Source organism: Pseudomonas sp. JV245A (assembly GCF_032424515.1).
In the GTDB taxonomy this organism is placed as follows: Bacteria; Pseudomonadota; Gammaproteobacteria; order Pseudomonadales; family Pseudomonadaceae; genus Aquipseudomonas; species Aquipseudomonas protegens.
Genome location: NZ_VYKE01000081.1, coordinates 1 through 25927, shown reverse-complemented (window position 1 = coordinate 25927; position 25927 = coordinate 1). Strand labels below are relative to the sequence as shown.

General features: G+C 58.5%; 28 protein-coding genes, 1 tRNA gene and 2 pseudogenes. 8 read left to right on the top strand and 23 right to left on the bottom strand.

Annotated features, from left to right (window positions below; translation table 11 throughout):
* Positions 1 to 433: pseudogene (locus F6S12_RS20335) on the bottom strand (hypothetical protein); the annotation flags it as partial.
* A gap of 396 nt (positions 434 to 829) precedes the next feature.
* Here F6S12_RS20335 and F6S12_RS20330 point away from each other — a divergent pair.
* The 4 genes and pseudogenes from F6S12_RS20330 to F6S12_RS20315 form a co-directional block, all read left to right on the top strand.
* Positions 830 to 901: pseudogene (locus tag F6S12_RS20330) on the top strand (glycoside hydrolase family 19 protein); the annotation flags it as partial.
* Positions 902 to 912: 11 nt separating this feature from the next.
* Positions 913 to 1356 (top strand): structural protein P5, encoded by a 444-nt coding sequence (locus tag F6S12_RS20325; RefSeq protein ID WP_015636216.1) that lies wholly within the window; start codon positions 913 to 915, stop codon positions 1354 to 1356.
* Positions 1357 to 1373: 17 nt separating this feature from the next.
* The gene (locus tag F6S12_RS20320) at positions 1374 to 1727 is read left to right on the top strand and encodes a hypothetical protein (protein ID WP_230493569.1); all 354 of its coding nucleotides are present in this window, start codon (positions 1374 to 1376) and stop codon (positions 1725 to 1727) included.
* Positions 1728 to 1891: 164 nt separating this feature from the next.
* Entirely contained in the window at positions 1892 to 2146 is a 255-nt protein-coding gene (locus tag F6S12_RS20315) for a hypothetical protein (RefSeq protein ID WP_041120661.1), read from the top strand.
* Here F6S12_RS20315 and F6S12_RS20310 read toward each other — a convergent pair whose 3' ends face one another.
* The 5 genes from F6S12_RS20310 to F6S12_RS20290 form a co-directional block, all read right to left on the bottom strand.
* A complete protein-coding gene (locus tag F6S12_RS20310; protein WP_258717804.1) occupies positions 2147 to 2860 on the bottom strand; it encodes an SOS response-associated peptidase in 714 nt (237 codons plus the stop codon).
* A 67-nt stretch (positions 2861 to 2927) separates the two neighbouring features.
* Positions 2928 to 4838, bottom strand: a complete 1911-nt coding sequence (locus tag F6S12_RS20305; RefSeq protein ID WP_233447064.1) for a D-arabinono-1,4-lactone oxidase — start codon at positions 4836 to 4838, stop codon at positions 2928 to 2930.
* Positions 4839 to 4914: 76 nt separating this feature from the next.
* A complete protein-coding gene (locus F6S12_RS20300; RefSeq protein WP_015636211.1) occupies positions 4915 to 5241 on the bottom strand; it encodes a hypothetical protein in 327 nt (108 codons plus the stop codon).
* 820 nt (positions 5242 to 6061) lie between these two features.
* Complete coding sequence (locus F6S12_RS20295; RefSeq protein ID WP_041752391.1) at positions 6062 to 6298, bottom strand: hypothetical protein; 237 nt, start codon at positions 6296 to 6298, stop codon at positions 6062 to 6064.
* A 1236-nt stretch (positions 6299 to 7534) separates the two neighbouring features.
* Complete coding sequence (locus F6S12_RS20290; protein WP_169893146.1) at positions 7535 to 8122, bottom strand: hypothetical protein; 588 nt, start codon at positions 8120 to 8122, stop codon at positions 7535 to 7537.
* A 96-nt stretch (positions 8123 to 8218) separates the two neighbouring features.
* Here F6S12_RS20290 and F6S12_RS20285 point away from each other — a divergent pair, with 96 nt between their 5' ends.
* Together F6S12_RS20285 and F6S12_RS20280 are read left to right on the top strand one after the other, a co-directional pair.
* On the top strand, positions 8219 to 8728 hold the full coding sequence (locus tag F6S12_RS20285) for a glycoside hydrolase family 19 protein (RefSeq protein WP_015636209.1): 510 nt from the start codon (positions 8219 to 8221) through the stop codon (positions 8726 to 8728).
* Entirely contained in the window at positions 8725 to 9243 is a 519-nt protein-coding gene (locus tag F6S12_RS20280) for a lysis system i-spanin subunit Rz (RefSeq protein WP_015636208.1), read from the top strand. The genes F6S12_RS20285 and F6S12_RS20280 overlap by 4 nt, the downstream gene beginning before the upstream one ends.
* Before the next feature lie 383 nt (positions 9244 to 9626).
* Here F6S12_RS20280 and F6S12_RS20275 read toward each other — a convergent pair whose 3' ends face one another.
* From F6S12_RS20275 to F6S12_RS20265, 4 genes are all read right to left on the bottom strand, one after another.
* Positions 9627 to 10064, bottom strand: a complete 438-nt coding sequence (locus F6S12_RS20275; RefSeq protein ID WP_227454121.1) for a hypothetical protein — start codon at positions 10062 to 10064, stop codon at positions 9627 to 9629.
* Positions 10065 to 10074: 10 nt separating this feature from the next.
* Positions 10075 to 10647 (bottom strand): hypothetical protein, encoded by a 573-nt coding sequence (locus tag F6S12_RS20270; protein ID WP_041118967.1) that lies wholly within the window; start codon positions 10645 to 10647, stop codon positions 10075 to 10077.
* A 39-nt stretch (positions 10648 to 10686) separates the two neighbouring features.
* Complete coding sequence (locus F6S12_RS33880) at positions 10687 to 10872, bottom strand: ATP-binding protein (RefSeq protein ID WP_077934458.1); 186 nt, start codon at positions 10870 to 10872, stop codon at positions 10687 to 10689.
* Between the two features lie 1058 nt (positions 10873 to 11930).
* Positions 11931 to 13295 carry a Shedu anti-phage system protein SduA domain-containing protein gene (locus F6S12_RS20265; protein WP_169893140.1) on the bottom strand — a complete coding sequence of 455 codons (1365 nt, stop codon included), beginning with the start codon at positions 13293 to 13295 and terminating at the stop codon, positions 11931 to 11933.
* Positions 13296 to 13713: 418 nt separating this feature from the next.
* Between F6S12_RS20265 and F6S12_RS20260 the strand changes: the two genes are divergently transcribed.
* On the top strand, positions 13714 to 14199 hold the full coding sequence (locus tag F6S12_RS20260; RefSeq protein ID WP_134532620.1) for a GNAT family N-acetyltransferase: 486 nt from the start codon (positions 13714 to 13716) through the stop codon (positions 14197 to 14199).
* A 437-nt stretch (positions 14200 to 14636) separates the two neighbouring features.
* On the opposite strand, the gene F6S12_RS20255 is transcribed toward F6S12_RS20260, so the two are convergent.
* Positions 14637 to 14724, bottom strand: a tRNA-Ser gene (locus tag F6S12_RS20255).
* Between the two features lie 123 nt (positions 14725 to 14847).
* Here F6S12_RS20255 and F6S12_RS20250 point away from each other — a divergent pair.
* A complete protein-coding gene (locus F6S12_RS20250; protein ID WP_011062013.1) occupies positions 14848 to 15519 on the top strand; it encodes a Bax inhibitor-1/YccA family protein in 672 nt (223 codons plus the stop codon).
* 79 nt (positions 15520 to 15598) lie between these two features.
* On the opposite strand, the gene gspM is transcribed toward F6S12_RS20250, so the two are convergent.
* The 12 genes from gspM to F6S12_RS20190 all read right to left on the bottom strand — a co-directional run bounded on the left by gspM (position 15599) and on the right by F6S12_RS20190 (position 25767).
* Positions 15599 to 16099, bottom strand: a complete 501-nt coding sequence (gene gspM, locus F6S12_RS20245; RefSeq protein WP_315869264.1) for a type II secretion system protein GspM — start codon at positions 16097 to 16099, stop codon at positions 15599 to 15601.
* A 3-nt stretch (positions 16100 to 16102) separates the two neighbouring features.
* Positions 16103 to 17242, bottom strand: a complete 1140-nt coding sequence (gspL, locus tag F6S12_RS20240) for a type II secretion system protein GspL (protein ID WP_210483677.1) — start codon at positions 17240 to 17242, stop codon at positions 16103 to 16105.
* 6 nt (positions 17243 to 17248) lie between these two features.
* Entirely contained in the window at positions 17249 to 18133 is an 885-nt protein-coding gene (gene gspK / locus F6S12_RS20235) for a type II secretion system minor pseudopilin GspK (protein ID WP_072449892.1), read from the bottom strand.
* Positions 18126 to 18770 (bottom strand): type II secretion system minor pseudopilin GspJ, encoded by a 645-nt coding sequence (gene gspJ, locus F6S12_RS20230; RefSeq protein ID WP_065363295.1) that lies wholly within the window; start codon positions 18768 to 18770, stop codon positions 18126 to 18128. Before gspJ ends, gspK begins: the two co-directional genes overlap by 8 nt.
* Positions 18767 to 19162 carry a type II secretion system minor pseudopilin GspI gene (gene gspI / locus F6S12_RS20225; protein ID WP_065363296.1) on the bottom strand — a complete coding sequence of 132 codons (396 nt, stop codon included), beginning with the start codon at positions 19160 to 19162 and terminating at the stop codon, positions 18767 to 18769. The genes gspJ and gspI overlap by 4 nt, the downstream gene beginning before the upstream one ends.
* The gene (gene gspH, locus F6S12_RS20220; RefSeq protein WP_065363297.1) at positions 19137 to 19631 is read right to left on the bottom strand and encodes a type II secretion system minor pseudopilin GspH; all 495 of its coding nucleotides are present in this window, start codon (positions 19629 to 19631) and stop codon (positions 19137 to 19139) included. The genes gspI and gspH overlap by 26 nt, the downstream gene beginning before the upstream one ends.
* A gap of 3 nt (positions 19632 to 19634) precedes the next feature.
* Positions 19635 to 20069, bottom strand: coding sequence for a type II secretion system major pseudopilin GspG (gene gspG, locus F6S12_RS20215; protein WP_072450556.1), 435 nt, complete (start codon positions 20067 to 20069; stop codon positions 19635 to 19637).
* 17 nt (positions 20070 to 20086) lie between these two features.
* On the bottom strand, positions 20087 to 21304 hold the full coding sequence (gspF, locus tag F6S12_RS20210; protein ID WP_065363298.1) for a type II secretion system inner membrane protein GspF: 1218 nt from the start codon (positions 21302 to 21304) through the stop codon (positions 20087 to 20089).
* 2 nt (positions 21305 to 21306) lie between these two features.
* Positions 21307 to 22800, bottom strand: a complete 1494-nt coding sequence (gene gspE, locus F6S12_RS20205) for a type II secretion system ATPase GspE (RefSeq protein ID WP_065363299.1) — start codon at positions 22798 to 22800, stop codon at positions 21307 to 21309.
* Positions 22797 to 24611 carry a type II secretion system secretin GspD gene (gene gspD / locus F6S12_RS20200; RefSeq protein WP_227454120.1) on the bottom strand — a complete coding sequence of 605 codons (1815 nt, stop codon included), beginning with the start codon at positions 24609 to 24611 and terminating at the stop codon, positions 22797 to 22799. Before gspD ends, gspE begins: the two co-directional genes overlap by 4 nt.
* Before the next feature lie 119 nt (positions 24612 to 24730).
* Entirely contained in the window at positions 24731 to 25264 is a 534-nt protein-coding gene (locus F6S12_RS20195) for a type II secretion system protein N (RefSeq protein WP_065363300.1), read from the bottom strand.
* Entirely contained in the window at positions 25261 to 25767 is a 507-nt protein-coding gene (locus F6S12_RS20190; RefSeq protein WP_123430511.1) for a cytochrome b, read from the bottom strand. Before F6S12_RS20190 ends, F6S12_RS20195 begins: the two co-directional genes overlap by 4 nt.
* Positions 25768 to 25927 lie beyond the last annotated feature (160 nt).

Below are 25927 nucleotides of genomic sequence, written 5' to 3'. Positions count from 1 at the left end.
CGAAGACGCGGGCGAAGGAGCCGACATAATTGACACTGGCGCGCATGTCATCGAATTGTTCGACCACATAGGTGCCGATGCTGCCCGAGACTTCGCCGTTGGGGTCCATGACCCATTTGCGTCCCACCATCAGCCCGATCTGGGTGTTGGCTCGTACACCGGCACGCATCTCCTCGAGAAACAGCTGGCTGATCTGGCCGCCGCCTTTGCCCTGGACATAGGTAAAGCGTGCTATGGAGTGGCTGTCCCCGGTAGGGCTGCCTTGGGCTGTATCGACCCGGTAGTCGACAAAGTCCGCTGATACGGTGGTGGTCGTGGTGTTGGCGTTAGGTGCCCAGGTGAAATCCAAGACCCTTCCGGTTTTCACCTGCTCCAGCGAGGTGGTGGTCTGCGAGGTCGTAGTAGAGCCTGACTGCTTCAAATCATCGTTCATGCTGCTCATCCTTAAGTGAAGTGCGTGCTTGAGTGCGGGCCGAAATGGCCCGAGGCATATGACCGCCGCCATATCGCCACTTTTCCTGAAAAGCCGTGGTGTCTCGCTTGATACGTATGGAGTTCCTGCCTCGCTCCAGGGGCGTGAGGGGAAGCAGACAATCGGCTGTTGCGGTGCCTCCAGTGTGTGCGGTGCTGACTCGAGTTGGTTGCTGTATATATATACAGTATTCGAAGCTTGAGCACGGCGCGACTTGCGCCGACGAACTGTAGGGGGGGCTGGGTCGGCAGAACGCCGGAGGCGGGTTACAGCAGTACCCGTTCAATCCACAGCTGTAACTGAAGCGTCCGAATGCGCCCGCCCTGAGCGGGTTTTTTATTGCCTGGAGAAAATTAAATGCCGATCACCGAGCAGCAGTTGCTGCAGATCCTCCCGAACGCCCGCCCTGTTGCGGGCTTTTTTGTGCCTGGAGTTTGACAATGACCATTCAGAACGCCCTCGGTGTCCGCAACCGCAACCCTGGAAACATAGACTGCAACCCACGCAACCAGTGGGAGGGCCAACTCGGCAAGGAGCCGAACGGCCGCTTCGCCATCTTCGATACCGCCGAGAACGGCATCCGTGCCCTGGGCAAGCTGCTGCTCAACTATCGCGGCAAGGACGGCATGCCCGGCGTGGGCAAGCCCGGTATCGACACGCCCCTGGAGTTCATCAGCCGATGGGCGCCCAGCAACGAGAACAACACCCAGGCATACGCTGCAGCGATTGCCAAGCGCCTGGGCGTCGGCGTACGCGATTCGATCAACATGGCCGACCTCAAGACGCTGCGCGAGACCGTGCTGGGCATCATCGTGCACGAAAACGGTGGCAACCCTTACCCGGCTGCTGTGGTTGAGGAAGGCCTGCGCAGGGCCCTGAAGTGAGCGCCGGCGCCTGGCGGGTGGCTGGCGTCCTACTGACCGCTGTCCTGGTGCTGTTCGCCGGCGCTGCTCTGGGGGCATGGATGGCCTCCAAGCATTACCGGCCGCTGCTCGACACTGCCCTGGGCGACTTGGCCACGGCAAAGGCCGGTCGCGACAACCTGGAAGCCCTGGCGGGTGAGCAGGGCCGGAAACTGGGTGACCTGGTGCTGGCAGGTCAGGAGCGTGAGCGCCACGCTGCCCAGGCCCAGGCTGACGCCCGGGAGCTGGCCAAACATGACTACTCCGCGGCGAATCGTCTCCTGCAGGAACGTACCGGCGGTGACCCGGCGCCGGCGGCGGAATCGATCATTGATCAGGAGCTGGGGTTATGAGCGTGCAGGACCAGCAAAAAGGCGCAGGTAGTGCAGGACCTGCGAAAAAGTGCAGGTGGTACCCCGGCGGCCACCTGGGCCTAAACCCGGGTGAAATTGGGGTTTTTAAAGTCCACAGGCCGCTATTTACAAGGCTTACAGCCTGGGTTGGCCGTGGGCCTGGCCTGGCGGGCATTTGCGCTTTTGCGTTGGTGCTGACGGGGTGCGCAGCCCGGGAGCCCGAGGTGCGCACGGTGCGGGTGGAGGTGCCAGTGCAGGTGCCGTGCAGGGCGCCTGTGGTGCCTGTGCCAGCCTGGGCCACGGGCAGCCTCAAGAAGACCGATAGCTTGGAACTGAAGGTGCGGGCGCTGCTGGCGGAGCGCCGGCAGCGGGTCGGATATGAGCGAGTTCTGGTTGCCGCGGTGGAGGCTTGCCAGTGATCAGCCGTTGTTTACCGCATCGCCGCCGGCGGGCTTGGTAGTGGGCTCGATCAGTTCCGGGCCGTGATTCCTGACGTTGCCGACTGCGGTGCTTACCCTGAACCATTCGAAGGCGCTGGCGGGCTCACCCTGGTGCAGAGCCATCTGCTCGGCGCGTTCCTTCGGCGTGGCCGGGTCGAGCCACTCCCGGGCCAGTTCAGGCGCAAGGACCACAGGTCGGCGGTCGTGAATATCGACCATGCCGCCGGCGCTGTCGGCGGTGATGATCACAAAGCCTTCGTGCTCCCCGTGGCCTTCGTCTGGATTCGGAAGTTGTCCGATCGAAGCGCAGAGAATCGGCGAGCCGTCCCGGTGCCGGATCAGGTAAGGCTGCTTCTTCGGGCCGCCTTCGTCCACCCATTCAAACCAGTTGTCTATTGGGCATAGGGCCCGGTGTGGCCAGATTTGCCGGAAGAACGGGCCGTGGGCCACGTTCTCGGCCCTGGCATTGATCGGTGGGGCTCGATCCTTGGCCCAGTGCGGCTTCCAGCCCCAGCGCACCGGGTCGGCGTAAAGCCTGCCAGCGGTGACATGGAACAGGGCCAGTTGCATGCTCGGTGCGCCGTTGTAGTGTCCCAGAGGCTGCTCGCCCAGGTTGTCGACCAGGGCCCCGGGCATGCTCAAGGCCGCCACGAAATCATGAATGCCACGGTACTGGGAAAGGCGCCCGCACATGGTCATGTCCTCAATGCCTGCTTCAACTGTAGATCAGGCACCGGACGCTTTCCTTGGCGGGGCAGCTCTACTGGGGTGTGTCTCCCAACAGCGCCGCTACGAAACGGTTGTGGAACACACCCTGTGGATCGCAGCTTCTGCGGTAGGAATCGAAGGCCTTGATTCTGGCACCGCGCCGCGTCGCCAGATCCTTGAGGAACGCCGGGTTGAACGGTGGCGAAAATGTTCCAGCGGGGCGACTCGGGTCGTAGAAACCGAACATCTTGCCGGTGTGCGGCATTCCTCCCAGGGCCACCCAGGCGCGCTCGATGTCGGCGAAGAAGTGCAGCAGGAGCTGGGGGTATTCAGCCCCCGCGACGGCCGGTACGTAACCGATCAGGTCCAGATTGACGAAGGTCGCGTTGGGGGTTTCGGTGTAGGTTCCGGCCAGTACGCTGTCGCCGCCACGGACGAAGCGGAACTCCATGGGGGCAACCAGCAGGAAGTCGCTGGAACGCTTGAGGCGCTCCATGACCGCGTCAAGACCCTGCCAGGCCTTGCCCAGCCCTGAGTCATCGAGTGCCGGGAGTTCGATGAAATAAGACATGAAGATCACCCGCGACGCCCGGGTCAGCCACAAGTCGGAGTAGACAGCCGCAGCCTGATCGAAGAGCGTTTCGATGGTGAGGTAGCCCGCATCGATGATCGCGTTGGCCGCCGTTTTGTTTCCAAGATACTGCGCCGCAATCAGGGGCGGTTCGAGGATCGGCTCCATCGGTATCAAATAGGGCGCGCCGAAGATGTTTTCTTGCGCCAGGGCGCAGGCATCGGGAACGCTTGCCTTCAGGTTCGGAATCTTCGTCGTTGGGGACGAAACCAGGTCCCACCACAGGATGAGGAAGTTGTGGGTGTACGGATTGACGAAGGACTCAACGCGGTCATGGCTCGCGAGCAGGGTCTTGAATTGGGCAATGAACGCCTGCTGATCGTTACAGGTGATGTTGCCCTCCTTGCCCGATTTCAAGGTCGTGGCCCAGGGGCGTGGCATCACCTCAACGGTGACCGAGGTGACGATTCCCAGGGCCCCCAGAGAGACGCGGGCGAACTGCAGGGGCGACCAGCCATCCACCGCTGGGGTCTGTGTGTCGAGGGTCCTTACCTGGCCATCCGGGCCCATGATGCTGAACGCCGAGACCGTTTCCGCGAAGATCGGCGCGTTGATGGTGGCACCGTGCACGTCCACCGCGGTCATCCCGCCAAGGCTGAAAAAACCGCCGGCGGTCACGGTCTTGAGCATCATGTCGTGGCCCGTCAGAAACGCATCCAGTGCATCCTCGCGTACACCCGTGTTCACCGTGACCTTGGTTTCGGAGGGGTGCAGCACGATGGACTGATTGCCCTCGGGCCCCAGGTCCTTGTAGCAGGAGAGGTCGATCAGCCAGCGCGCCGGGTTCGGCGCGAGGCGATTGTCTTCGGCCACCAGGGCCGGCTGCGCGTGCCGCTGGCCGGAAACGCGGACAGTCGCGCCAGCCAGTACGGCTTGACTGACGATGGCCTGGAGTTCAACCAGGTTCGTCGGCGAGAAGTAATATTCCCCATCGATCGACATTGTATGAACGATGTTCTGAGCCCAGTTCCTCCACGGCAGAGGCTGGACCTTGAAGTCCAGGGTCGTTCCTGTCACTTCGTAAGCTGCCAGCCGGCCGTTATCTGCCGACTGCACCAGGGGCGTCCCTCGACTACTTGTTCCAAGCACTGCACAAACATAAGGGGCCACCCCGATCGCATCGGCTGGAACTCCGAGCGACGAAAGTGCCGGGCTTACCTTGTACAGGCCGTTGTTGAAGTTGCCGCTGTTCCAGGCTGAGGTATGCCAGCTTCCCTTCGAATCAAACCACTGAATCGAAAAGTTCATGATGAAGATGCCATTGTTAAGGCAGCCAATGCGCTCGACTTTTCTCATGGTGATGTCCAGTTGGGTGGTGGCGGCATGAAACATGCGGTCGATTAAATGCGCTGGCGCCAACCCTCCATGGAGCATTGGCGCCAGGCATCATCGGGACAAGGGTTGCGGTCTACTCGATCAAGTTGATTGCAAAGCCAATGAACGTGGTACCGACAGCGTCATAGGTGGCGATCTGACCGTTAGCCGCGAACGCGACAAACGGCGTTCCCTGACCGGAAGTCCCGGCTACTGCGTGTCCATAGACCGTGACCGCCAGCGCATTGGCCGGAACCCCAATGGTGTTCAGATCGGGAGTTGTCCGCGAGGTCGCCACGGGATAGTTGCCGCTATTCCATTCGGAAGTCACCCACCTGCCGTCGCTGCCCAGCCATTGGACCGAGAAGTTGAATACGTAGCCGCCTTTGTTGTTAACGGTGATTTTCTGGACCGGTCTCATAGTAATCTCCTGTTAGGGGAAAAGTTTTCAATCAAGATAATTTGATATCCACCATTGGCGGGTGGATGCCTTGTTTCTTGTTCGACAAGTGTTGAACTAGGGATGTATAAAGCAATTATTCTTGTCTGCTTTCCTTAGTGCTGTTGAATGGCATGTGGGTTGTGTGGCATGCCAATCGATGCTGCTTGATGCTGGGTCTGTTTTCGTGGGTTGGGGTGAAGCTTGTTGAAACAATTGCAACAGCTGTCGCGGGCCAAATATCACAGCAGGAACGAGCGTTGTTGCCGATAGGGTGATTCAATTTTATGTCAAGGTTGAATGGCGGTTGCTGCGCTTTGGCTACTTACACTGTAGCAAGCATATTTTTAATGTGGGTGTAGTTTTGAGTTGGGTTTAATAGTTGTCCCTATTAAACGGGGCATTCGGGAATACGATAAAAACAGGATGTTTTTAGCAATCAAGCTGTTGATGGTTATAAAGGGTGGGCCTCTCTACTGCTAGACGTCTTGCGGGGCGTAACTACCTGGCGGTGATCAATTCGGCATGCACTATCCCCGAGCAGAAGGATGGCTGGCGGGGCAGAGCGCGAACCTGCACCTGAAGCAGCGGGTGCGACAGGCTTGCAGCGCGTCAGTGCGCCGTTGCACGGCTGATGCAGATGCACCACCTGCAGGATAGGGACCGCAAGCACGGCATCGAGGGTGGATGCGGGCGCGAGGTCCGGGGTGCTGATTGGCGGCACAAAAGGGTAAAGCCGGGCTCACTGCTGAACCGGGGCCTGGTTCGTGCCGCAGGGGATTGGCCGAGGAGAATCGGCCCGTTATTGCGGAGGTGCAGAGCCGCCAATGAATTTTTCAGTACCAGGCTGGTGGGCACCGTATTCGACGACGTACCACCCACCAAGACGTCTAGCCTGCGCTTCGGCGGTAGGTTTATCTGCGTAGATATCGATGAATTGCCATGATCCGGGAACGTCCCTCATCACTGCCCAGCCGAGTACCCAGCCGTTGTTGTCTGGGTCAGCGGGAAGGTTTTTCCTGAGGCTTCTGATTGACATCACCGCTCCTTGTCTATGAGAGGGGCAACACGTTACTGCTGATGCCGGGCAAGGTGGTAGTGGCATTGGTCTTGATATTGCCAATATCGATGCCGAGCTCCAGGGGGGGATACGGCAGAAGCCGGTGGGACACCTGCCTTCAGCGCTCGCTCAGCGTGCTCTCTCAATTCCTTCTGGTAAGAAGGGATAACTGAAGAGAGTTAGTTGCCCCTGGAAATGCTGGCGGGCAGTGAAATAGGTTCAGGTTGCAGGTGTCCGGTTTTATTAGGCCACTACAGTGGACGCTGCGATTGCTACCTTGCTAATTTCCCTGACCGGTCTAAGGTCTATCTCAGTTCTTACTTCAGCGTGCCAGGAGGCATTCAGTGCAGGGTAGGAATTGGCCACTTTTCACAGTTGTATCTAGCAAATTCCCATTGGGAGGGATACCAATGAAAAAACTACCAGCCTGTTTGATTCCACTTGCCTCGGCGCTGAGTCTATCTGTTCTTTCTAGTTATGCTCTAGCGGATGTATACCTTTGTACATCCGATCCTTGTAATACTTGGGAGCCGACTCCACTCACAGAAGATCAACGTAATATAAAGTCTCCAGATATTAATAAAACCACTATTAAGGCGACCCTGGAGAATTCAGTAAGGACAGAAATTTCCAGTGCTTACAAGACTAAGGATCCGAAAGGTAAAAATCTCTACCTCAAGAAAGACCTATGGCATAAAGGGGGTTCAGTTCCTTTTTCGGAGGATGTGCATGTGACTGTTTATATTTATGATAAACCCACCAGCGCGAGGCCCTCTAAGTCATGCCACGCTTTCTCATATAAGAAGCAGGGCAACAAGAACTACTTCGGTACCTGTCAATAGACGTAGTTATCTCGAAGCCGGAGCGCTCAGCAGATTCCGGTCCTGGGGAAGTGTTGTCGCCCACAACGCTTGCTTGGCGCCTATGGCTGATCTTGGCAGTGTTGCTAGTGGCAACCGTGGAGCGTTAATCGAATTCATCCACTACCTCTACTACCTCGGTTGCTCAGTAGTTGCTGTAGGCTGCTCAGCGCCGATCCGCTCGAGCAACGCCCTCTCCTTGGCGCGTTTCTGCTGTTGCAATTCCGCGTTGGTCTTGGCCATGGCCTAGCTCTTCGATGCCGCTGGCCAGTATCGTCGACCAGGTTTGTCGGTGGCTCGGATGTGAGTTCGACGCCGGCGTTGAGTGAAGGCTCAGCCGGCGCGCGACAGATCGCTATGCAGTAGGTCTGACACGGAAGGCCAGGTACACCGGGCCGAATGGGAAGGTGCTGACTTCCAATTCATCCAGGGGGTTGAGCGTGCGCGTGCGGCCCCCTGCGTTGGGGTGCACATGGCCCCCAGCGTGGTAGCTGACCATCCTGGGGTCGTCGAAGACGCGGGCGAAGGAGCCGACATAATTGACACTGGCGCGCATGTCATCGAATTGTTCGACCACATAGGTGCCGATGCTGCCCGAGACCTCGCCGTTGGGGTCCAGAACCCACTTGCGTCCGACCATCAGCCCAATCTGGGTGTTGGCTCGTACACCGGCACGCATCTCCTCGAGAAACAGCTGGCTGATCTGGCCGCCGCCTTTGCCCTGGACATAGGTAAAGCGTGCTATGGAGTGGCTGTTCCCCGTAGGGCTGCCTTGGGCTGTATCGACCCGGTAGTCGACAAAGTCCGCTGATACGGTGGTGGTCGTGGTGTTGGCGTTAGGTACCCAGGTGAAATCCAAGACCCTTCCGGTTTTCACCTGCTCCAGCGAGGTGGTGGTCTGAGAGGTTGTAGTAGAGCCTGACTGCTTCAAATCATCGTTCATGATGCTCATCCTTAAGTGAAGTGCGTGCTTGAGTGCGGGCTGAACTGGCCCGACGCCTAAGCTTGTAGAGCATGACTCATGCGGTGCTCGTCAGTAATGGGTTTCCATTGCATCGAAATATGCTCAACCTCCTTTGTGTCATTGCGCAAGTACGCCATCGTCACCCGGCTGCGTATCGCGGCGTTTATCGCCCAGATCGGCCACGAGTCAGGCCAGTTGCAGTGGGTTCGCGAGCTGGGCAGCGACCAGTACTTGAGCAAGTACGACACCGGGACCTTGGCCAAGCACCTGGGCAACACTCCCGAAGCGGATGGCGACGGCCAGAAGTATCGGGGCAGGGGGCTAATTCAGGTCACCGGCCGGGCCAACTATGCGGCTTGCAGCGAGGCTCTGTTTGGTGATGCGCGATTGCTCAACACCCCGGAGTTGCTTGAGCACCCGGTGTGTGCCTCGATGTCGGCCGGTTGGTATTGGCAGCGGGCAGGCCTCAATACCCTGGCCGACCAGGGTGACTTTCTCACTATCACTCGCCGTATCAACGGCGGCACCAATGGCTTGTCCGACCGCGAGGCGCTGTATAAGCGTGTGCTGAAGGTGCTGCCGTGAGCGCGCTGGGTGCACGTGGACTGATTGGCGCCCTGGTACTGGGGCTTGCCCTCGGCGCCTGGGCTGCTTGGGCCTGGCAAGCCAACCGCTACGGCGAGCAACTGGCCGCCCAGGCCGAGGCGAATCAGCGCTCTCGCGAGCAGGCGGCGGTGGCGGTGATCGATTGGCAGGAACGCCAGCAGGTTGAGCGCCGAGCGCTGGAGGATCGGCTGCAGGTGAATGACGAAACCCACTACAAGGAACTGCGAAATGCTCAAACCGAGCAGGCTCGCCTGCGTGACCGGCTGGCTACTGCTGATGTGCGGCTGTCAGTCCTACTCGCCGCCCCGGGTGGTGGCGGTGGGCTGCCAGCCGACACCGGCGGCGCCGGCGTGGATCATGGAGAAGCGCGAGCCGAACTTGACCCAGCGCATGCTCAACGAATTATCGCCATCGCCGGAGACGGTGACCAGGGACTGATCGCGTTGGCTGCGTGTCAGGAGTATGTGCGGGGGCTGCAAGCGAGCAAAGAGTAGTCAGAATGAAGAGGCCCGGCGATAGTCCGGGCTTATTATTGTTTACGTCTAAAATTAACCTAGGCAACGAGTTTGGAGGATCCTGGATTTTTCTTGAGTGCCTTCATCAGCAGCATTTGTTCATTCAACTCTTCAGCCCAAGGAGCAAAGCAAGGGAGGCATGAGTCGTTGACCCAACGTCAATAAACTGAAAATGTTGCAGTTGTCGGGTCTTGGTGTTTTCGTTTCAAAACTGGGCAAAACTTTGGAGCGTCCCTTCAGACCATTATTAGGATTAGGAAAAAATCCGAGGGTGTAATACTAGGCGGTCTGAGGGACTGTTTCGAAAAAATAACTGCCGTGAATCCCCTAATCAGTTATCCCTTCAGTACTTATAGAAGATGCTAAAAGCCTGGGGGAATATAACCGGGAACATAAGGAATATTTTGGCACTTGCCATGAAATACTTCTCCATTCTGAATTTTGAAAAGCACTATTTTTTTTGCTTTGTTCACCGTTGCTTCAATCTTGCAGTCGGAGCTATGACCGACGTTCTCGTAATACTCGGTATGGGTCAAACCATTACTGCCTTGTGTCATGGATGTTCCGGCTGCCTCAGTTGTCGACCACTGAGAGGATTTGTACCACGTCATTACGACAAGTGTACCTGCATCAGGATCTTGAGTTGCTTTCATCGTATCGGGCCTGCCAAACAGATTCAGCGCCTCTTGGGCATCGCGACCTTCCCAACGACTTTGAGCAATTAAGGAACAGCCGCTGCTTACCATTATGCCTGACACTGCTAGCATTAAAGAAAACGTTTTCATCCATTGATATATCATGGAGTTTACCTTACCTGGACTTTTCAGGGTTTTTGTTGTTTAACATTTCATCCAGCTCTTCCATTGGGCTCTTCGGCGGTGCTTGTACCTCCGTGATGATCCCGAGCATTTTCATCTGATCAAATTTACCCAGTGACAACATGCCGTTGAAGACTCGATCTTGGGGATTACATACAAAGGCAAATGTATATAAAAGCGCCTTGTCATCCAACGTATGCCACTCATTGGAGACTTTCAAATCCCGGCGTGCGTAGCTCGTTCGTTCTATTGATGTTCCTTTAAGAAAGCGGGCTCTGTGCTTGGAGCACTGGACTTCAACTGAATAGACATCCGCCAATGGCTTGGATGGGTCAGCGAAGACTTGGTTTACGTCTACTGACTGAAGCCCACCCGCCGCTTGACTCCGTGGCGTCATGGACGTGAGATCAGCGACAAACACTATGTTGTTTTTGCCCGTGCCTATGCTATAGACACGCCACCAATCGCCAATGGGGTTCGCTTTGTCAGCTATCGCTGAAGTGGAGGCAGCAAGTAGTAAAGTAATTGGTATGACGTATTTATTTAATTTCAAAAACTCTGGCATGCTGTGTCGTGCCTCCTTGAATATGAATTTGTTATCCATTTACATTAAATTAATCAAGCCAAACAAGCACGCTAAAAAATAGAATTTCTCAACTGAGTATCTCGAGTCAGTGATATTTGCTGGCCAGCACACGCTGCCATGCTCGTAGCGTCTGGCGACTAAATTAAGAAGCAAATTAGCTTCGTTGCAATCAAAAAGTAAATAACACATTTCATCGATTATCATCAACTTCGAGCGTTAAACTACCCAGCCAAACGTCCCTTGTGATACTGCGCGACTAGTCGAAATGTCCGATTGACTGAAATCTCAGAATGGCAGCACTAGTCGGGACTATGATCCCCGTAGGAGGGGGGGAGTCAACTAGCACAAATGTACTAGTTCGAGCGCTTGAAGAAACCCTGGAAAGGACTTCAAGGTTTGGTGAAACACCCACCACGCACAAACGGAGCAGATGAGTTCCGTTGGAAGAGATGTCCCTGTTGATCAACCTTGGCAAAGAGGGTTATTGCGAACAAGGGTTGATTAGGCGAAGGCCAGCCGAGGTGGGACTGGCCTGCTCGTCTAGGGGATGTTGGTTTCGACGGTTCAAAAAAAGGCCCCTCACCTGGCAGGGATGTGGGCCTTTTTAGTGGTCGTGGTAACCATGCCCCCTACATTTGGCTACTGGTATCGGTCGTGCTGGTAAGCGTATAAGCAGCGCTTAATTTGGGGGATTGGGGCATGCCAGGCATCAGCGTATTAACGATTAGCGATCAGCCCGGTTTGCCGAGCGCAGAGTCCAAACAGCCTGGCTTTTGCGGTTGAACTCAGTACATAAATCGAGCGACTGGGCTTCTGGTGTTCGCGCCTACCATAATGCAATCGGCTACACGCAGGCCCTGCGAGACGCTGAACTTATTACGAATGATACAGAGTTGGCCATGACAGCCTCTCGGGCCGAAGTATGGCAGACGGCTTCGGACCGCTTGAGTGGAAATATGGTGGCGAAAGGCGCATGGGTGACGCGTTCCCACAAAACGGGATCAGCCTGCCGGATTTGATCCACACCGAGTGGCTGATCACTTGGCACACCTCGGACGCGTTATCCTCGCTACCCTGGTTTGCAGATGCCGAACAGGTTGTTGGCTCGAAGCGCAGATGATCTTAGGGCATTTTTAGGGCATAGCGGATACCGCTTTAGGCCTATATAGGCCTTAACTCAGGTGCTACATACTCTAATTTCGTGGCCTTGAGCGGACTGCGGTTGATTATGGTCGGGTTCGAATCCCTATCCTTATGGCTGTTTATGTCGGAGGAAAACTTGAGAGCATTGTGTAAGCGGAAATTGCTCTTTCAAGGAGATCGTCGAATGTGAGGAACTCATCGATGTTGTATTGGTCTATCATCAGTCCCATGTATTCGCGTGCATCTGACACGTTCTTAAAATTTTGCTGAGTAAATCGACTCATGATTACGGACGTTTTGCATTTCGATTGAATACCTGGATAGCGTGAAGCGACTAACGAATAGTGGGTTTTTATATAGTGCTTCCATTCAGCTGTTTGGAATACGGCTTGACTGACTTCTGCTCGTGGTTGTCCCTGCGTTGTGGCTAGTTTTTTTGCGGGGCGTTCGATTTCAATTAATTTGTAAGATTGGTCGGGGTATTTAATGATGAAGTCTGGCTGAAGTTTTGTTTTACCGATGGGTGAAGTCTGACCATTTGGATAGATTAGTTCGGGCTTGCTTTCGCATGAGCCGTAAACATCTAGCAGTACTGGATGTTTCTCTAAGATAGCGTGAAATATAGACTCAATGCCGTCTGGCTGAAACCTTAAAGCCTCTCCTAAGGTAGAAATGGCAATCTTTAATGAGTCAAGGCGATTATTGTAAGAATCAAGCCATTCCGGTTCGCTACCGAACGATATAGAACCTCCTAGAGGCTCACGCCCGTATGTGGCTAAGGCTGAGCCGATATCTCGGCGGATATCTTGCTGGACGCGTAGGGTTATCAGTCGCTTGTCCCACGCTGCCTCATCGGCATGACTAACTACCTCGATATACTCAAAAAATCTTCTATTGTTTAGGTCTGCCGGGAAAAATCCTAAATTCTTAGTGATGTGAGACCTGCCAAAATCAGCGGCATCATCAAATTTTGGATCAAGCACCGAGCCATATGCACCAAATGTCAGTGTGTTGACTAGTTTTTTATATGGTAAATTTATTTGTTTTAGGGATAGTGTTAGTTCAAGTTCAGGGTCTGAGATTTGCAGCTCTCTCTCTATGCCCTGTACTCGGCTGCGCCATATACAGGAGGCTAGGGGAGTTTTCGATACTATTCTATAAATGCCGATGTCCTTCCCTTGTAGTTGGTTGTCGGCTAAGAATTGGGTGACATCTTTGGGAGTTCTGGTTGGCTCATAATCCACTTTAAGCGCAGGACCGCCAGCAATGTACCACTGGTGTGGTGGTTCGTTTTCAATGGAAATCACAACGCCGTCTTGAGCAACGTAGACCTGAAGTTTTTTGGCGTCTAGATAAGGGGACTGAACTAGATTCGGATATCCAGGACCATCTGGTAGAGGTGTGGTGGCTCTGCGGTACTCGTTACGATACCGCCGTGTGTAGGCGAACATGAATTCCGCAACCATCTCAACGGTGACTGACATGCACTGTGACCTCCCAAATGGCGTTCTCTTACCTATAAGACTCCTGCAACAGCTTTATAGAGTAGGTGGGTGGATTGTTGTAGTTTTTTGGCAGTGAAAGTGGAAGGTTCTACGCCGACTGATCGAATAGAGCTGCGCCTCAAGTGGCGAGGATGATCAAAAGGGTGTGGTACAAAATTGGTACCGAAACTTAGTCTGCCGTTTTGAAGCCTTGATGCTATAGGCTTTCAGGGAACGTCCCCCAATCCATCACGGATTTGGGGGCTAATTTCTGCATCCCTGGCAGCAGTCGAGCAAAGCAGACGCAGATCTGAGGGGGTAGACTCTTGGGTGACCCATTGGAATTGCGCGAGGCCCAAGTGTGGACGGAGTGGTAAAAATCCGCAGAGCATGTGTAGACGATGCTGAGGTGTTAGGAGTGATTGGTCCTGCTGCTTATGCAGCGTCCTATCATTACCTATGGAATGACTGCGTAGCTTTAGCCAATCAACTGGATACCTTTAGTACATCAGCATTTTTGATGCTGCTGCGACAAGCTGAATCAAGGCTTTGGGTAGCCGAGGTTGCTGGGGTTGCGGTTGGATTCTTAACCATGATGGTTGACTCTCGAAACCCGATCACGCACGAATGTGGGGGAGCGGAGATTTCTAGGATCTATCTTCTACCGGGCAGTCAGAAGTCGGGGTTAGGGTTTCGACTTGTGTCTGCAGCAATCGAGCACGCGAAAGAGTTAGGGCTGACGCACGTATGGCTGGATGTAATGGCGTCTGCAGTAAATGCAAGAAACGCCTATCTCAAGTGGGGCTTTTCAGAGATAGGAAGTAAGAATTTTTCTCGTCAAGTCAAAGCCGAGTATTCACAAATGGTTGTCCTGAGGATGGACCTCCGTACCACCGTCTCGTAGTGGCGCCTGTTCTCAAATTTTAGTCGCACCTTTCACTGTCGATCTCTGAACGAAAAGTGGCAGGTGACAGCTTAGAGCTACCAGGTGAAGTGGTAAAAAATTGGTACACAGTCTGATGTTGATCAACGGAGGTCTTTAAAATTAAGGCTTACAGCGTTTGTGTGTCCAATCCATTATCGGGGCGATGCAGCAATTACTCCCGTCCAGTAACTGCAGGCCATGGTGTGTGGCAAGAATCGACCATCTTGAGGTTAGGAAAATACAGGATAGCACCCAGGTCGGGCCATAGGTTCTGGCGTTCTGTCGGCAGGGTGCCGTAGTAGGGTGGTTGCGGAAACTAAAGAAATGATGCGGAAACGGTCAGTTGGTGACGGTAAGCGACCGTGAGTAGCAGACACAAAAAAGCCCTGAAAAATCAGGGCTTTCTCGTTGAGATTTGGCGGAGGCGTAGAGATTCGAACTCTAGGACCTGTTACAGTCGGCGGTTTTCAAGACCGCTGCCTTAAACCACTCGGCCACACCTCCAGATCGCATTGCGGGCGCCATAATACCCGAATGAAACACACTGTCAAACTCTCTGCGTCGCGAGTTACAGAGCCTCTGTTATCATCCATGCCACTAAATGTTTCCCCCAACAGGAGTGTCGCCATGCGCGAACAGGATTACGCAGTTAACAACGGCGTGCAGGCCGAGCAGCTAGAGGTTAGCCGCGTCCTGCGCAACACTTACGGCCTGCTGGCCCTGACCCTCGCGTTCAGTGGGGTGATGGCCTATGTGGCACAGCAGATGCGTGTCGGTTATCCGAACATCTTCGTGGTGCTGATCGGCTTCTACGGTCTGTTCTTCCTCACCAACAAACTCCGTGACTCGGCCTGGGGCCTGGTGTCGGCTTTCGCCTTGACCGGTTTCATGGGCTTTCTGCTCGGCCCGATTCTCAACCGCTACCTGGGCATGCAGGGCGGCGCCGAAGTGGTCAGCTCGGCCTTTGCCATGACGGCACTGGTATTCGGCGGTCTGTCGGCCTATGTGCTGATCACCCGCAAGGACATGAGCTTCCTCGGCGGCTTCATCACCGCCGGTTTCTTCGTCCTGATGGGCGCCGTGCTGGCCAGCCTGTTCTTCCAGATCAGCGGCCTGCAACTGGCGATCAGCGCCGGCTTCGTGCTGTTCTCCTCGGTGTGCATCCTGTTCCAGACCAGCGCCATCATCCACGGCGGCGAACGTAACTACATCATGGCCACCATCAGCCTGTATGTATCGATCTACAACCTGTTCGTCAGCCTGCTGCAACTGTTCGGCATCATGGGTCGCGATGACTGATCACAGGTGCTGAGCCATTGAAAAAAGCCCGCTTCGGCGGGCTTTTTTTTGTCCTGGACTCCTTGGGACGTTCAGTTTTTCAACGTGCCTGTACCTGCATTCGTACGGTGGCGACCGCGTCTTTGTTGACCTCGATGGAAAACGCCAGCACGTCCACCTGTTTCTGTTCAAGCTCATCAACCCAAGCGATCACCCCGGTGAGCGGGCCTTCCAGGGCCAGGCTGACCCGACCGGGCGCTTCGTTGTCCATGCGCTCCAGGCTGATGCCGGCCTGGCTGCTGGAGCGGGCCAGCATGCCGGGCAGGGCTTCGGCCGAGATTGCCGTGACGGGGCTGGCAGGTTTGCCAGCATGCAGTTGGAGTATCAGGCGCTGCAATTGTGTGGCCTCGATAAAGCGTTGTTCGGCAAGCTGCAGGGCTTGTTGTTGTGGCTGCCAGAGCAAAAGGTAGGCGCCGGTCAGGGCACTGAATAGGGTCAGCCCTTTAAGGGCTCGCTGTTCGCGTTTCGCCAGGCGATGCCAGTGCCCCAGGGGGGGGTGGAGCAGGGCGGACAGTGGTTTTTTCAGTAACGGCAGGCTCATGCCTCACTCCTTGATCTGCAACCGTGCGCTGACCCCTCGGGCATCGCGGACGGAAGAGTCGGTACTGGCATCCAGGCCCTGGGCAATCAGGCCTTCGCGCAGCTGTTGAAGATCGGAGAACGCTGGTGCACTGATCTGCAGGCTCCAGCCTTCGCCGCTTTGGTAGTCGAGGCGCTGTACCTGGGCCAGGGCGCCGTAACTGGCGCTCCATTGCTCGGCCAGCAGTGACAGTTTGTGGGCGCTACCGGAGCTTTTCTCGACCTTTTGCTGTTGCTTGGCGTGTACCTGGGCGGCGAGGTCGGTCACAGACTCCTCAGTACCTGAATGGGCCTGCCACAACGCCTGGCTCTGCGCCTGGAGCTGCTTGCTCTGCTGCTCCAGGTACCAGCGATGGCCCATGATCTGGAGCAAGTGGGAGCCTACGGCCACCACCACTAGGAGCAGGGCCAGGCGCCAGGGGGCCGTTTGCCGGGGGCGCTGCAGGAATTCGCCCTGGCGCAGGTCGATGGCCTGCTGCGCGCCCTGGCTCAAGCATTCCCAGGGACGTTCATCGGCCTGCCAGTGATGCTGGTCGAAACTTTCCAGGCCCGGTGGTTGCGGCCCCTGCCAGTGCAAGTCTGCCGGAAGCAGGGGGGCCAGGTCCGCCAGTTCGCACGGGTACAGGGCCAGGCGCATCGGCGCGCTGCCTCCCAGCAGCCAGCGACCGTCCCAGGTTAGGGCCCGGGGCTGGTCTGGGGGCAGGCAATCGGCGTCGACATGAATATGCGAAGGCTGCAACCCCAGTTCGGCCAGTTGTCCAAGGCACTGGTTCAGGTGCTGACGATTGACCGCCAACACCGCGCAATGGCGTTTGTCCTTGAGTGGCCCGTGGGCCAGGTGCAGGTTGTCCAGTTCATCGATCAGTTGTTCTTCCAGCGCGCTGTGCAATGCCTGGCGCAGCCAGCGTCCACTGCGGGCGGGCACGCTGACCTGATGGTGGCTGGCCATTTCCATGGGAAGCAGCAGGCTCAGGGGCTGGTTGCCCAGCGCGGCCGCAGCCTGCTGCAGGTCGCCCTGGTGCAATTGGCCACCGGCCTGCCACCAGAAGCATTGCCAAGGCATGTTGCCGGTGGCACGGGGAGATAGATAAAGCCACTGCCTCATGTCGGTCTACTCGGTCTTCGGTTGTTCAGGAGGAGTGGGCATCAGCGTGCGCTGCTGCACCCGGACCTTTTCCCTATCCATGACTCGCAGGTCGCTCACCAGGCGCAGGCGTTGCCGGCCCTGTTCGACATCGATGGTGGCGCGGAACTGCCGACTGCTGACGCCTAGCCCCTGAGGTTTGATGTCCCGGCCCTGGAGCACCGGGTTGGAAAGAAAACGGGTGATATCGGGATAGCCACCTTCCGGACGGGAACTGACCAGAATGCGAGCCGTGGGTAGGTCGATGCCTTCAACACTGGCCAGGACCTCGGCGCGGGTGGTGTTGACGTTGATCGGGCTGTTGCCGAATACCCCCACTAGCGGCTCAAGCTGTTGCAGGGTCTGGCTGTCCACCCCGGGCAGTTGGCGCAGTTCACTGAGGTCGCTCAAGGGCAGCGGTAGGCCATCACGGTTGTTCTGGCCGACCAGGAGTGCCGGATCGTGGGCCCGGATGCCTTCCAAGGCCAGCAGGCGCTGGTAGCGGGCCCGCAGGTTCAGATCGCTGCGCTGGCGCAGGCTGTTGAGGTTGAGCCGGGCACCGAGGTCTTGCAGTTGGACATGAATGCGTCCATCGCCGATCTTGAACGCTGGCGCCGGTTGCGCCCAGTGCTGCCCCAGGTGGGTCACCAGCAGGCCGTCCTTGCTGCGAGTGTCTTCGAGCAATTGTTGACGGGCCCAGGCTTCACCGCTCAGCGCCAGTTGCCAGAGCTGCTGTTGTTCTATCAGGTTGCTGCTGGCGTGCAGGTTGAGCCGCTGGCGGGCGAGCATATTGCTTACCACCATGGTCACCAGGGCGGTGATCAGCAATACGCTGAGCAGGGCCACGCCTCGTTGCCGGGCCAGGTTATTCATGCAGAGCGGCCTCGTCGGGTTCCTGGGCATCGAGGCCGCCGGGCAGCAGTATCAGCCGGCGTACCTGAGGGTAGCCGGGGGCATCCAGTTCGATTTCCAGGGCCGCCGGCAGGCTCAGGCTCTCGGTCCCTGCCGGCCAGTGTTCGTGGGCCTGGCCGCGGGCATCGATAAAGCGCAGGCGAGTCAGCTCCACGCCAGCCAGCAGTTGCTGGTTCTGGCTGATGGGGGCGGGTGGAGGCTGTGCCGCCCCGGGGGCGGCCAGGGGTTGGGACAGGGACAGGGTGTCGCGTACCCAGCTGCCGCCTTCCCAACGGTGGCTGACTTGTAGCAGGTTGCTGCGCGGGTACTCCAGCGGGTTGCGCCAGCCACCGCGTACCAGGCGAATGCCGTCAGGCTGGCTGATCAGTGCCTGGCTTTGGCTGGGGTCGTCCGCCAGCGGGTGTCGACGGGCTTGCACCAGGTCACGCTCCAGCACACTCATGGCCCGTTGCAGTTGACGCAATTGCTGCTCATGCAGGCCAATGCGCTGATCGCTGCGCAGCACCCTGTCGAGCATCTGATAGGTGGCCAGGCCCAACAGGCTGAAAATGGCCATGGCCACGATCACTTCGAGCAAAGTGAAACCGCGCTGGTTCATGGCCGGGCCTCGATGTAGCCAAGCAGTTGTGCACGGCTGTACTGGCGTGCGCGTTGCTGGGTGGTTTCGACGGAGACGCGCAACTGGACCTTGAGCAGACGGCTGTCGGGTGCGCTCTGGATATCACTGAACAGCCACCAGAGGCGGCCGCCGAACTCGATCTGTTCCGCACTGCGTTGGCTCTGCGGCTCTCGCAGGCCGATGCGCAGTTCATTCATGCGGTTGTCGGCGATCCACAGCGCCTGGGTGCGCTCGGTGAGGTTTGCGCTGTTCATGGCCACATGCTGCACCGCACTGAACAGGGCGATCGACAGGGTGGCAAAGATCGCCAGAGCGACCATGACCTCCAGCAGGGTAAAGCCCTGTTCAGTTCCGGGTTTCAATTTGCGCATCCTGTATGCCATCGCTGGAAAGGCTCAGCAGTGCCTGGTCGCGGTATTCGAACCACAAGGTGAAGGCGCTGGTTTCATCGCTGGAAAGCACCAGCAATTGCGGCAGGCCAGTGCGGCTGTCACTGGTACCCAGGGCCGCGCCGGCCTCGGGTACGTCCAGGCGCAGGCGCAATTTGGCGGGTAGTGCATGCGTACGCAAATCCCTGTCCTCGATCCAGCGACCCTGCTGGTCCAGGCGCAGCACCCAGTAGCCGTCGGGCTCGATTCGCACGCCGTAGTCGCTGTAGTTGAGCAGCGCTTCCTGGCGCAGCAGCTGCAACAGGCCCAGTAGGCGCTGTGCTTCCTGGTGCGCCTGGCGGCCACCGGAGTCCGGGCGTACGATGCCGACCAGGCCCGCGGTCAGGGCGATCAGCAGAATCACCACCAGCAGTTCAAGCAGGGTGAAGCCCCGGGTACGGTGGCGCTGCACGGTCTATTGTTCCCAGTTGCCAATATCGCTGTTCACGCCTTCGCCGCCGAGCTTGCCGTCGGCGCCAAAGGAAAACAGGTCGTAGGCGCCACCCTTGGTGCCGGGCACCCGGTACTGGTAGCCATTACCCCAGGGATCGACCGGCAGGCGCTTGAGGTAACCGTCGGGGTTCCAGTTGCGGGCCGCCGGGCTGCCACTGGGCTTGCTCACCAGCGCCTGAAGGCCTTGCTGGCTGCTGGGGTACTGGTGGTTGTCGAGGCGATAGATGTCCAGTGCCATGGCAATGGCATGGATGTCGCTCTGGGCGGCGGTGGCCTTGGCCTGATCGGGGCGGCTCATGATCTGCGGTACTACCAGGGCGGCGAGAACACCGAGAATGACTACCACCACCATGATTTCGATCAGGGTAAAACCGCGTTGCTTGTTTCGTGTGTGCACGTTGGGGGATTCCACATTCAGGTGATCAGTTGGTTCAAGCTGAGGATCGGCATCAGGATCGCCAGGACGATGACCAGCACGGACGCGCCCATGAACACCAGCATGGCCGGCTCGAACAGGCCCACCAGCAGGGCGATGCGGTTGGCCAGCTGTGCTTCCTGCTGCTTGGACGCGCGTTCGAGCATGCTGTCCAGCTCACCGGAGCGTTCACCGCTGGCGATCATGTACAGCATCATCGGAGGGAAACTGCCGTTGAGCTCAAGCGCTCGGGTCAGGCTGATACCTTCGCGTACGCCACGGACGATGTCTTTCAGACCGGTACGAATTTTCTGATTGGCAACGACCTCACTGGCGATCGCCAGAGCGTCCAGCAGCGGCACGCCACTGCGCCCGAGAATCGCCAGGGTGCTGACGAAGCGCGTGCAGTTGCTGGCCCTGACCAGCCCGCCAATGATTGGCAGGCGCAGCACCAGCGCATGCCAGCGTTCACGGTTGGCCGGCTGTTTCAGGAGCATGCGCAGGGCCGTCACTGCGGCGCCGATCAGGATCAACAACAGCAGGCCGAAGTCCCGCAGGAAGCCGCTGGTGGCGATCAGCCCGCGGGTCAGCAACGGCAGCTCCTGGCCACTGTCGATGAATACCTTGATCACGTCCGGCACCACGAAGCCCAGGAGGAAGCCGACGATGCTGATGGCTGCCACCATGAGAATGCTTGGATAGAGCATGGCCAGATGGATCTGCTGGCGTGCGGCCTGGCTGGCTTCGGTGTAGTCGGCGAGGTTCATCAGCACCTGGTCCAGGTGCCCTGAATGTTCGCCGGCGGCCACCGTGGCCCGGTACAGGTCGGGAAAGGCCTTGGGGTAGGCGGCCAAGGCCACGGCCAGGCTGTAGCCTTCGAGGACCCGAGCACGAAGCGCCAGCAGCATGCTTTTTACCCGCTGCTTTTCGCACTGTGCGGCCACGGCAGCGAGCACTTCCTCCAGGGGCAGCGAGGCTTGCACCAGGGTTGCCAGTTGCCGGGTCAGCAGGGCCAGCTCGGCGCTGCTGAGGCCGCCGCCAGCCGTCTTGACCTCGCCCAGGACGGTGCTGCGATGGCCCTGGCTGGTGGTGATTTTCAGAGCGATCAGCTGGCGTTCGCGCAGCATTTGGCGGGCCTGGCGCGGGCTGTCGGCCTCCAGTACACCGCTGGATTTCTTGCCGGCGGCGCACATGGCCAGGTATTCGTAGGCGGCCATCTTCAGTCCCTCTGGGTAACCCGCAGCAACTCTTCAAGGCTGGTGAGCCCCTGTAGCACCATGACCTGGCCATCGTCGAACAGGCTTGGGCTGTGTTGCCGGGCGTGGCTGACCAATTCATGTTCTCCGGCGCCGGTGTGGATCAACTGGCGTAGGACGTCGTCGAACAGCACCAGCTCGTAGATCCCGCGGCGGCCGCGATAGCCCGAGTGCTGGCAGTTCGGGCAACCCACTGGCCGGTACAGTTGTGGCGCGCTATCCGGGCCCACGCCCAACCGTTCGCAGGCGGCGGGATCGGCGTCATGGGGCTCCTTGCATTCGGGACACAAAAGACGTACCAGGCGCTGGGCCAGTACGCCCAGCAGCGACGTGCAAAGCAGGAACGGCTCGATGCCCATGTCCACCAGGCGGGTCACAGCACCGATGGCGCTGTTGGTGTGCAGGGTCGAGAGCACCAGGTGCCCGGTGAGGGAGGCTTGCACGGCGATTTCCGCGGTCTCGCGGTCGCGGATTTCACCCACCATCACCACGTCCGGGTCCTGGCGCAGGATGGCCCGCAAGCCACGGGCGAAAGTCATGTCGACCTTGGCGTTGACCTGGGTCTGGCCAATACCGGTGAGGTGGTACTCCACCGGGTCCTCGATGGTCAGGATGTTGCGCTCCAGGCTGTTGAGGCTGGCCAGCCCGGCGTACAGCGTGGTGGTCTTGCCGGAGCCGGTGGGGCCGGTCACCAGGAGGATGCCGTGGGGTTTGTGCAGGGCGGTTTCCAGGCGCTGGCGTACCGCCGGGTTCATGCCCAGGTGCGCCAGGTCCAGGCGCCCGGCCTGTTTGTCGAGCAGGCGCATCACTACCCGCTCGCCGTGGCTGGAAGGCAGGGTCGAGACCCGGACATCCACTTCATGCCCGGCGATGCGCAAGGCAATGCGACCGTCCTGGGGGATGCGTTTCTCGGCGATGTCGAGCTTGGCCATGACCTTGATCCGTGACACCAGCAGGGTCGCCAGTTCACGCCGCGGGCGCAGCACTTCGCGCAGCAGGCCGTCGACCCGCAGGCGTACCGAAAGGTGTTCCTCGAACGCCTCCAGGTGCACGTCGGAGGCCTTGCTTTTGACCGCTTCGCTGAGGATCGCGTTGATCAGGCGAATGATCGGGGCGTCGTCTTCCTGCTCCATCAGGTCGGTGGTTTTCGGCAACTGCTCGGCGAGGCTGGAGAGGTCGAACTCTTCATCGAACTGTTCGCCCAGGCCATCGGCCACCTGCTTGGCACCGTCCTGGCCGTCGCGGTAGTGGGCAGCCATGCGCTGGGCGAAGGCCTGTTCATCGAGGATTTCGCTGCGCAGCGGCGCACCGTTGAAGCGGCGCACCTCGGCGATCACCGACCAGGGGGTATTGGCGCGGCAATAGAGCACCGGGCCCTGGGCCTGGTGCTCCAGGACCACGCCGTGACGGCGGGCATAGGCGAACGCCAGGCGCGGGCTTGGGTTGGGACTGATCATGGCTGCGGTGCAATCCCTTGGGTACGCATGTCGATCAGGCCCTGGTCGCCGTCACTGTTGGCATCGAACAACTGATGCGGATTGTGCGGCAGCTGGCCGCGGGTCTTGCCATCCAGGGTGCGCAGGGAGCGCAGGTTGTTGTACTTCTGGGTGCTCAGCTTGTCGGCATTGGCCGTATTGCGCAGCAGGGTCGGACGCAGGAACACCATCAGGTTGGTCTTCTCGTTGACCTCCTTGCTGCTGCTGAACAGCTTGCCGAGCCAAGGGATATCACCGAGCAACGGCACCTTGCTCACCTGGACCTTGATGTTGTCCTTGATCAGGCCGCCAAGCACGATGATCTGCCCGTCGTTGGCCAGGATGGTGCTCTTGACCGAGCGCTTGTTGGTGATCACATCGCTGGTGCTGATACCGGGTGGTGCCGCGGCCAGCTCGGAGCTTTCCTGTTCGACTTTAAGGCGCAGAAAGTTGCCTTCATTGATATGCGGAGTGACCTTGAGGGTGATCCCCACGTCCTTGCGCTCGACGGTGGTGAAGGGGTTGCTGGCCCCTGCGGTGTCGGTGGTGTAGGAGCCGGTCTGGAATGGCACGTTCTGGCCGACGAGAATTTCCGCCTGCTCATTGTCCAGGGTCAGCAGGCTCGGGGTGGACAGCAGGTTGTTGTTGGAGTCGCTGGACAGGGCGGTGATCAGCGCGCCGAAGTTGCTACTGCCGATGCCTATCACGGCTCCGTCCGGGAGGGTCGGGCTCTTGCCGCTCTCCAGGTTGCCCAGCAGGGTGCCGATAGTCATGCCGGCGCTGTTGAAGTTGCTGACGGCGCCCCATTTGCCCCGGCCTGCGGCCCACTGCACGCCGAGGGCCTGGTTGATGTCGCCACTGACTTCGACGATGGCCGCTTCCACCAGCACCTGGGCGCGGGGCTGGTCGAGTTCGTCGATGATGCTTTCGAAGGTCGCCAGTTGTGCCGGTGAGGCCATCAGCACCAGGGCATTCTGGCTTTCGTCGGCGCTCACCAGCACCGGGCTTTCCTGTCTCTGATTGTCGCCACCGCGGCTTCCCGCTTCCAGGCGCTTGCCGATCCCGCTGAGCAGTTCTTCGAGCTTCTTCGCATCGCTGTGATTGAGGCGTCGCACTCGGGCGTTCTCGCCGACATTGTTCGGTACGTCGAGGCTCAGGGCCAGGCGCTGCATCTGTTGGCGAATCGGTGCCGGGCCGACCAGGATCAGGCGGTTGCTGCGCGAATCGCCGATAGCCTTGGCGCTGCTCTGGCCACTGCTGTTATCGGTCAGGCTTTCGCTCAAGGTCTTGGCCACGTCGTTGGCCCAGGCATGCTTTAGCTGGAGAATGTTGAACTGACGCCCGCCGGCGTTATCCAGTTCTCCGATCACCTGGCGCACGCGTTGCACGTTGTTGGCGCTGTCGGAAACGATCAATGAGTTGGATGTGGTGGAAGCTGCCATGTAGGCGTCGGAGGCGACCAGAGGGCGGACGGCGGAGACCACTTCGCTGGCGTTGACGCTGTGCAGTTCGATGACTTCGGTGATGAACTCTTCGCTGCCCTCGTCGGGTTGGGCATAGGCTTTGGTCTTGGCCTCGGCTACCGGCAGGATCAGTACCCGGTCGCCCTGGTCCATGGCCACGTAGCCCTGGCTGCGCAAGGCGGTGAGAAACAGCGAGTAAATGCCTTTCTGGTCCATGGCGGTGGTGGACTGGACCGTGACCTTACCGTTCAGGCGCGGGTCGAGGATCATGGTCTTGCCGGTGATCTGCCCGACCTCGTTGATCAGGTCGCGTAGTTCTGCGTCCTTCATGTTCAAGGTCCACTGTTGTCCCTGGGGAGGTTTTTCAGCGGCCTGGACGGGGCCGATCAAGGTGCTAAGGGCCAGTAGGGAGCCTGCAATGAATGTTCGTTTCATGATGTCTTGGGGGGTCACAAAGAGGGTTGAACAAGGTTGTGGGTTTCTGCCCGCACAGCAGTGCTTTGAGGCATCTCGGGGGCCATGGGCAACGGCATCAGCAGGGGAGTCGAGTGGTGGGCCAGAGACAGCGACTGGTCTTCGCCAAAGCGTTGTATGCGCACCTGTTGGGTGCTGATCTCGCGCAGGCTGCCACCTCCGGGAAGGGGCTCGCCAATGCCATAGAAACGGCTGCCCTCAGGGGATTCAATCAGCGCCCTGGACAGTTCCGGGCGACGTTCCACCAGGCTGGCCAGCAGCGTCAGCGGCACTCTTGGCAGGTTGCCGGTGGCTTCCTGGGGCAGCACACCGAACAGTTGGGCTATGGCCGCGTTGTTCGGCGGCAGGCGCGGCGGCTCGCTGACGGCCAGGGGCCCTGGGCGCACGGTCTCGTCCAGACGCTGGGCGAACAGGAAGCTGTTGTAGGCGAGCCAGCCCAGCCAGGTCACCAGCAACGACAACGCGCCGATCTGTAGAACGGCGCGTGGGCATCGGCGCAGGAGGTTCATAGGCTCATGTGCCGCAGGAGTTTTTCACCGCGCCAGTGATGGATCACCACCGCTGCCACATGCCCGACCACCAGCAGCGCCAGCACGACGCAGGCGTACTTGTGCACCCTATTGAAGAAGGCAGTGAGCAGCGGTTCCTGCAGCGGCTGGGGCAGTGACAGCAGGCCGAAGACATTGATCGGGCGTTCCATCATCAATACGCCAGTGGCCAGCACCAGGCCGGTCGTGAGGTAGAGCGCCAGGTGTCCGCCCTTGGCCAGCAGGCGGGCGAGCCGATGGGGGGAGGCCGGTTCCTGGCGGTCCAGGGCACACACAACTCGCAGGCCAAGCAGCGGAATCAGCAGGAAGGTCAACGACACGTTGATGAAGTTGATCCCGTCGGCGATCACGGTGGGCAGGTTGAGCAGGGCGTTGCCGAAGCCACTGAGCGTCGCCCAGATGATGATGGTGGCGAAGGTCCAGTGCAGCAGCACATGAAGCCTGGAGTAATTGCGAGTAGACATAGGGGGCATGACTGGCAAAAGGAAGCGTGGCGCCAAGCGCCACGCTCGGGTTAACGAAGGTGTGGCTTAGTTCTTGTCCCACGCCTGCTGCCAGGCGAAACCTACGCCTGGTTCATAGGCGTTGTTACTGCTGGTCCAGATGGTGCACCAGCCGGCAACA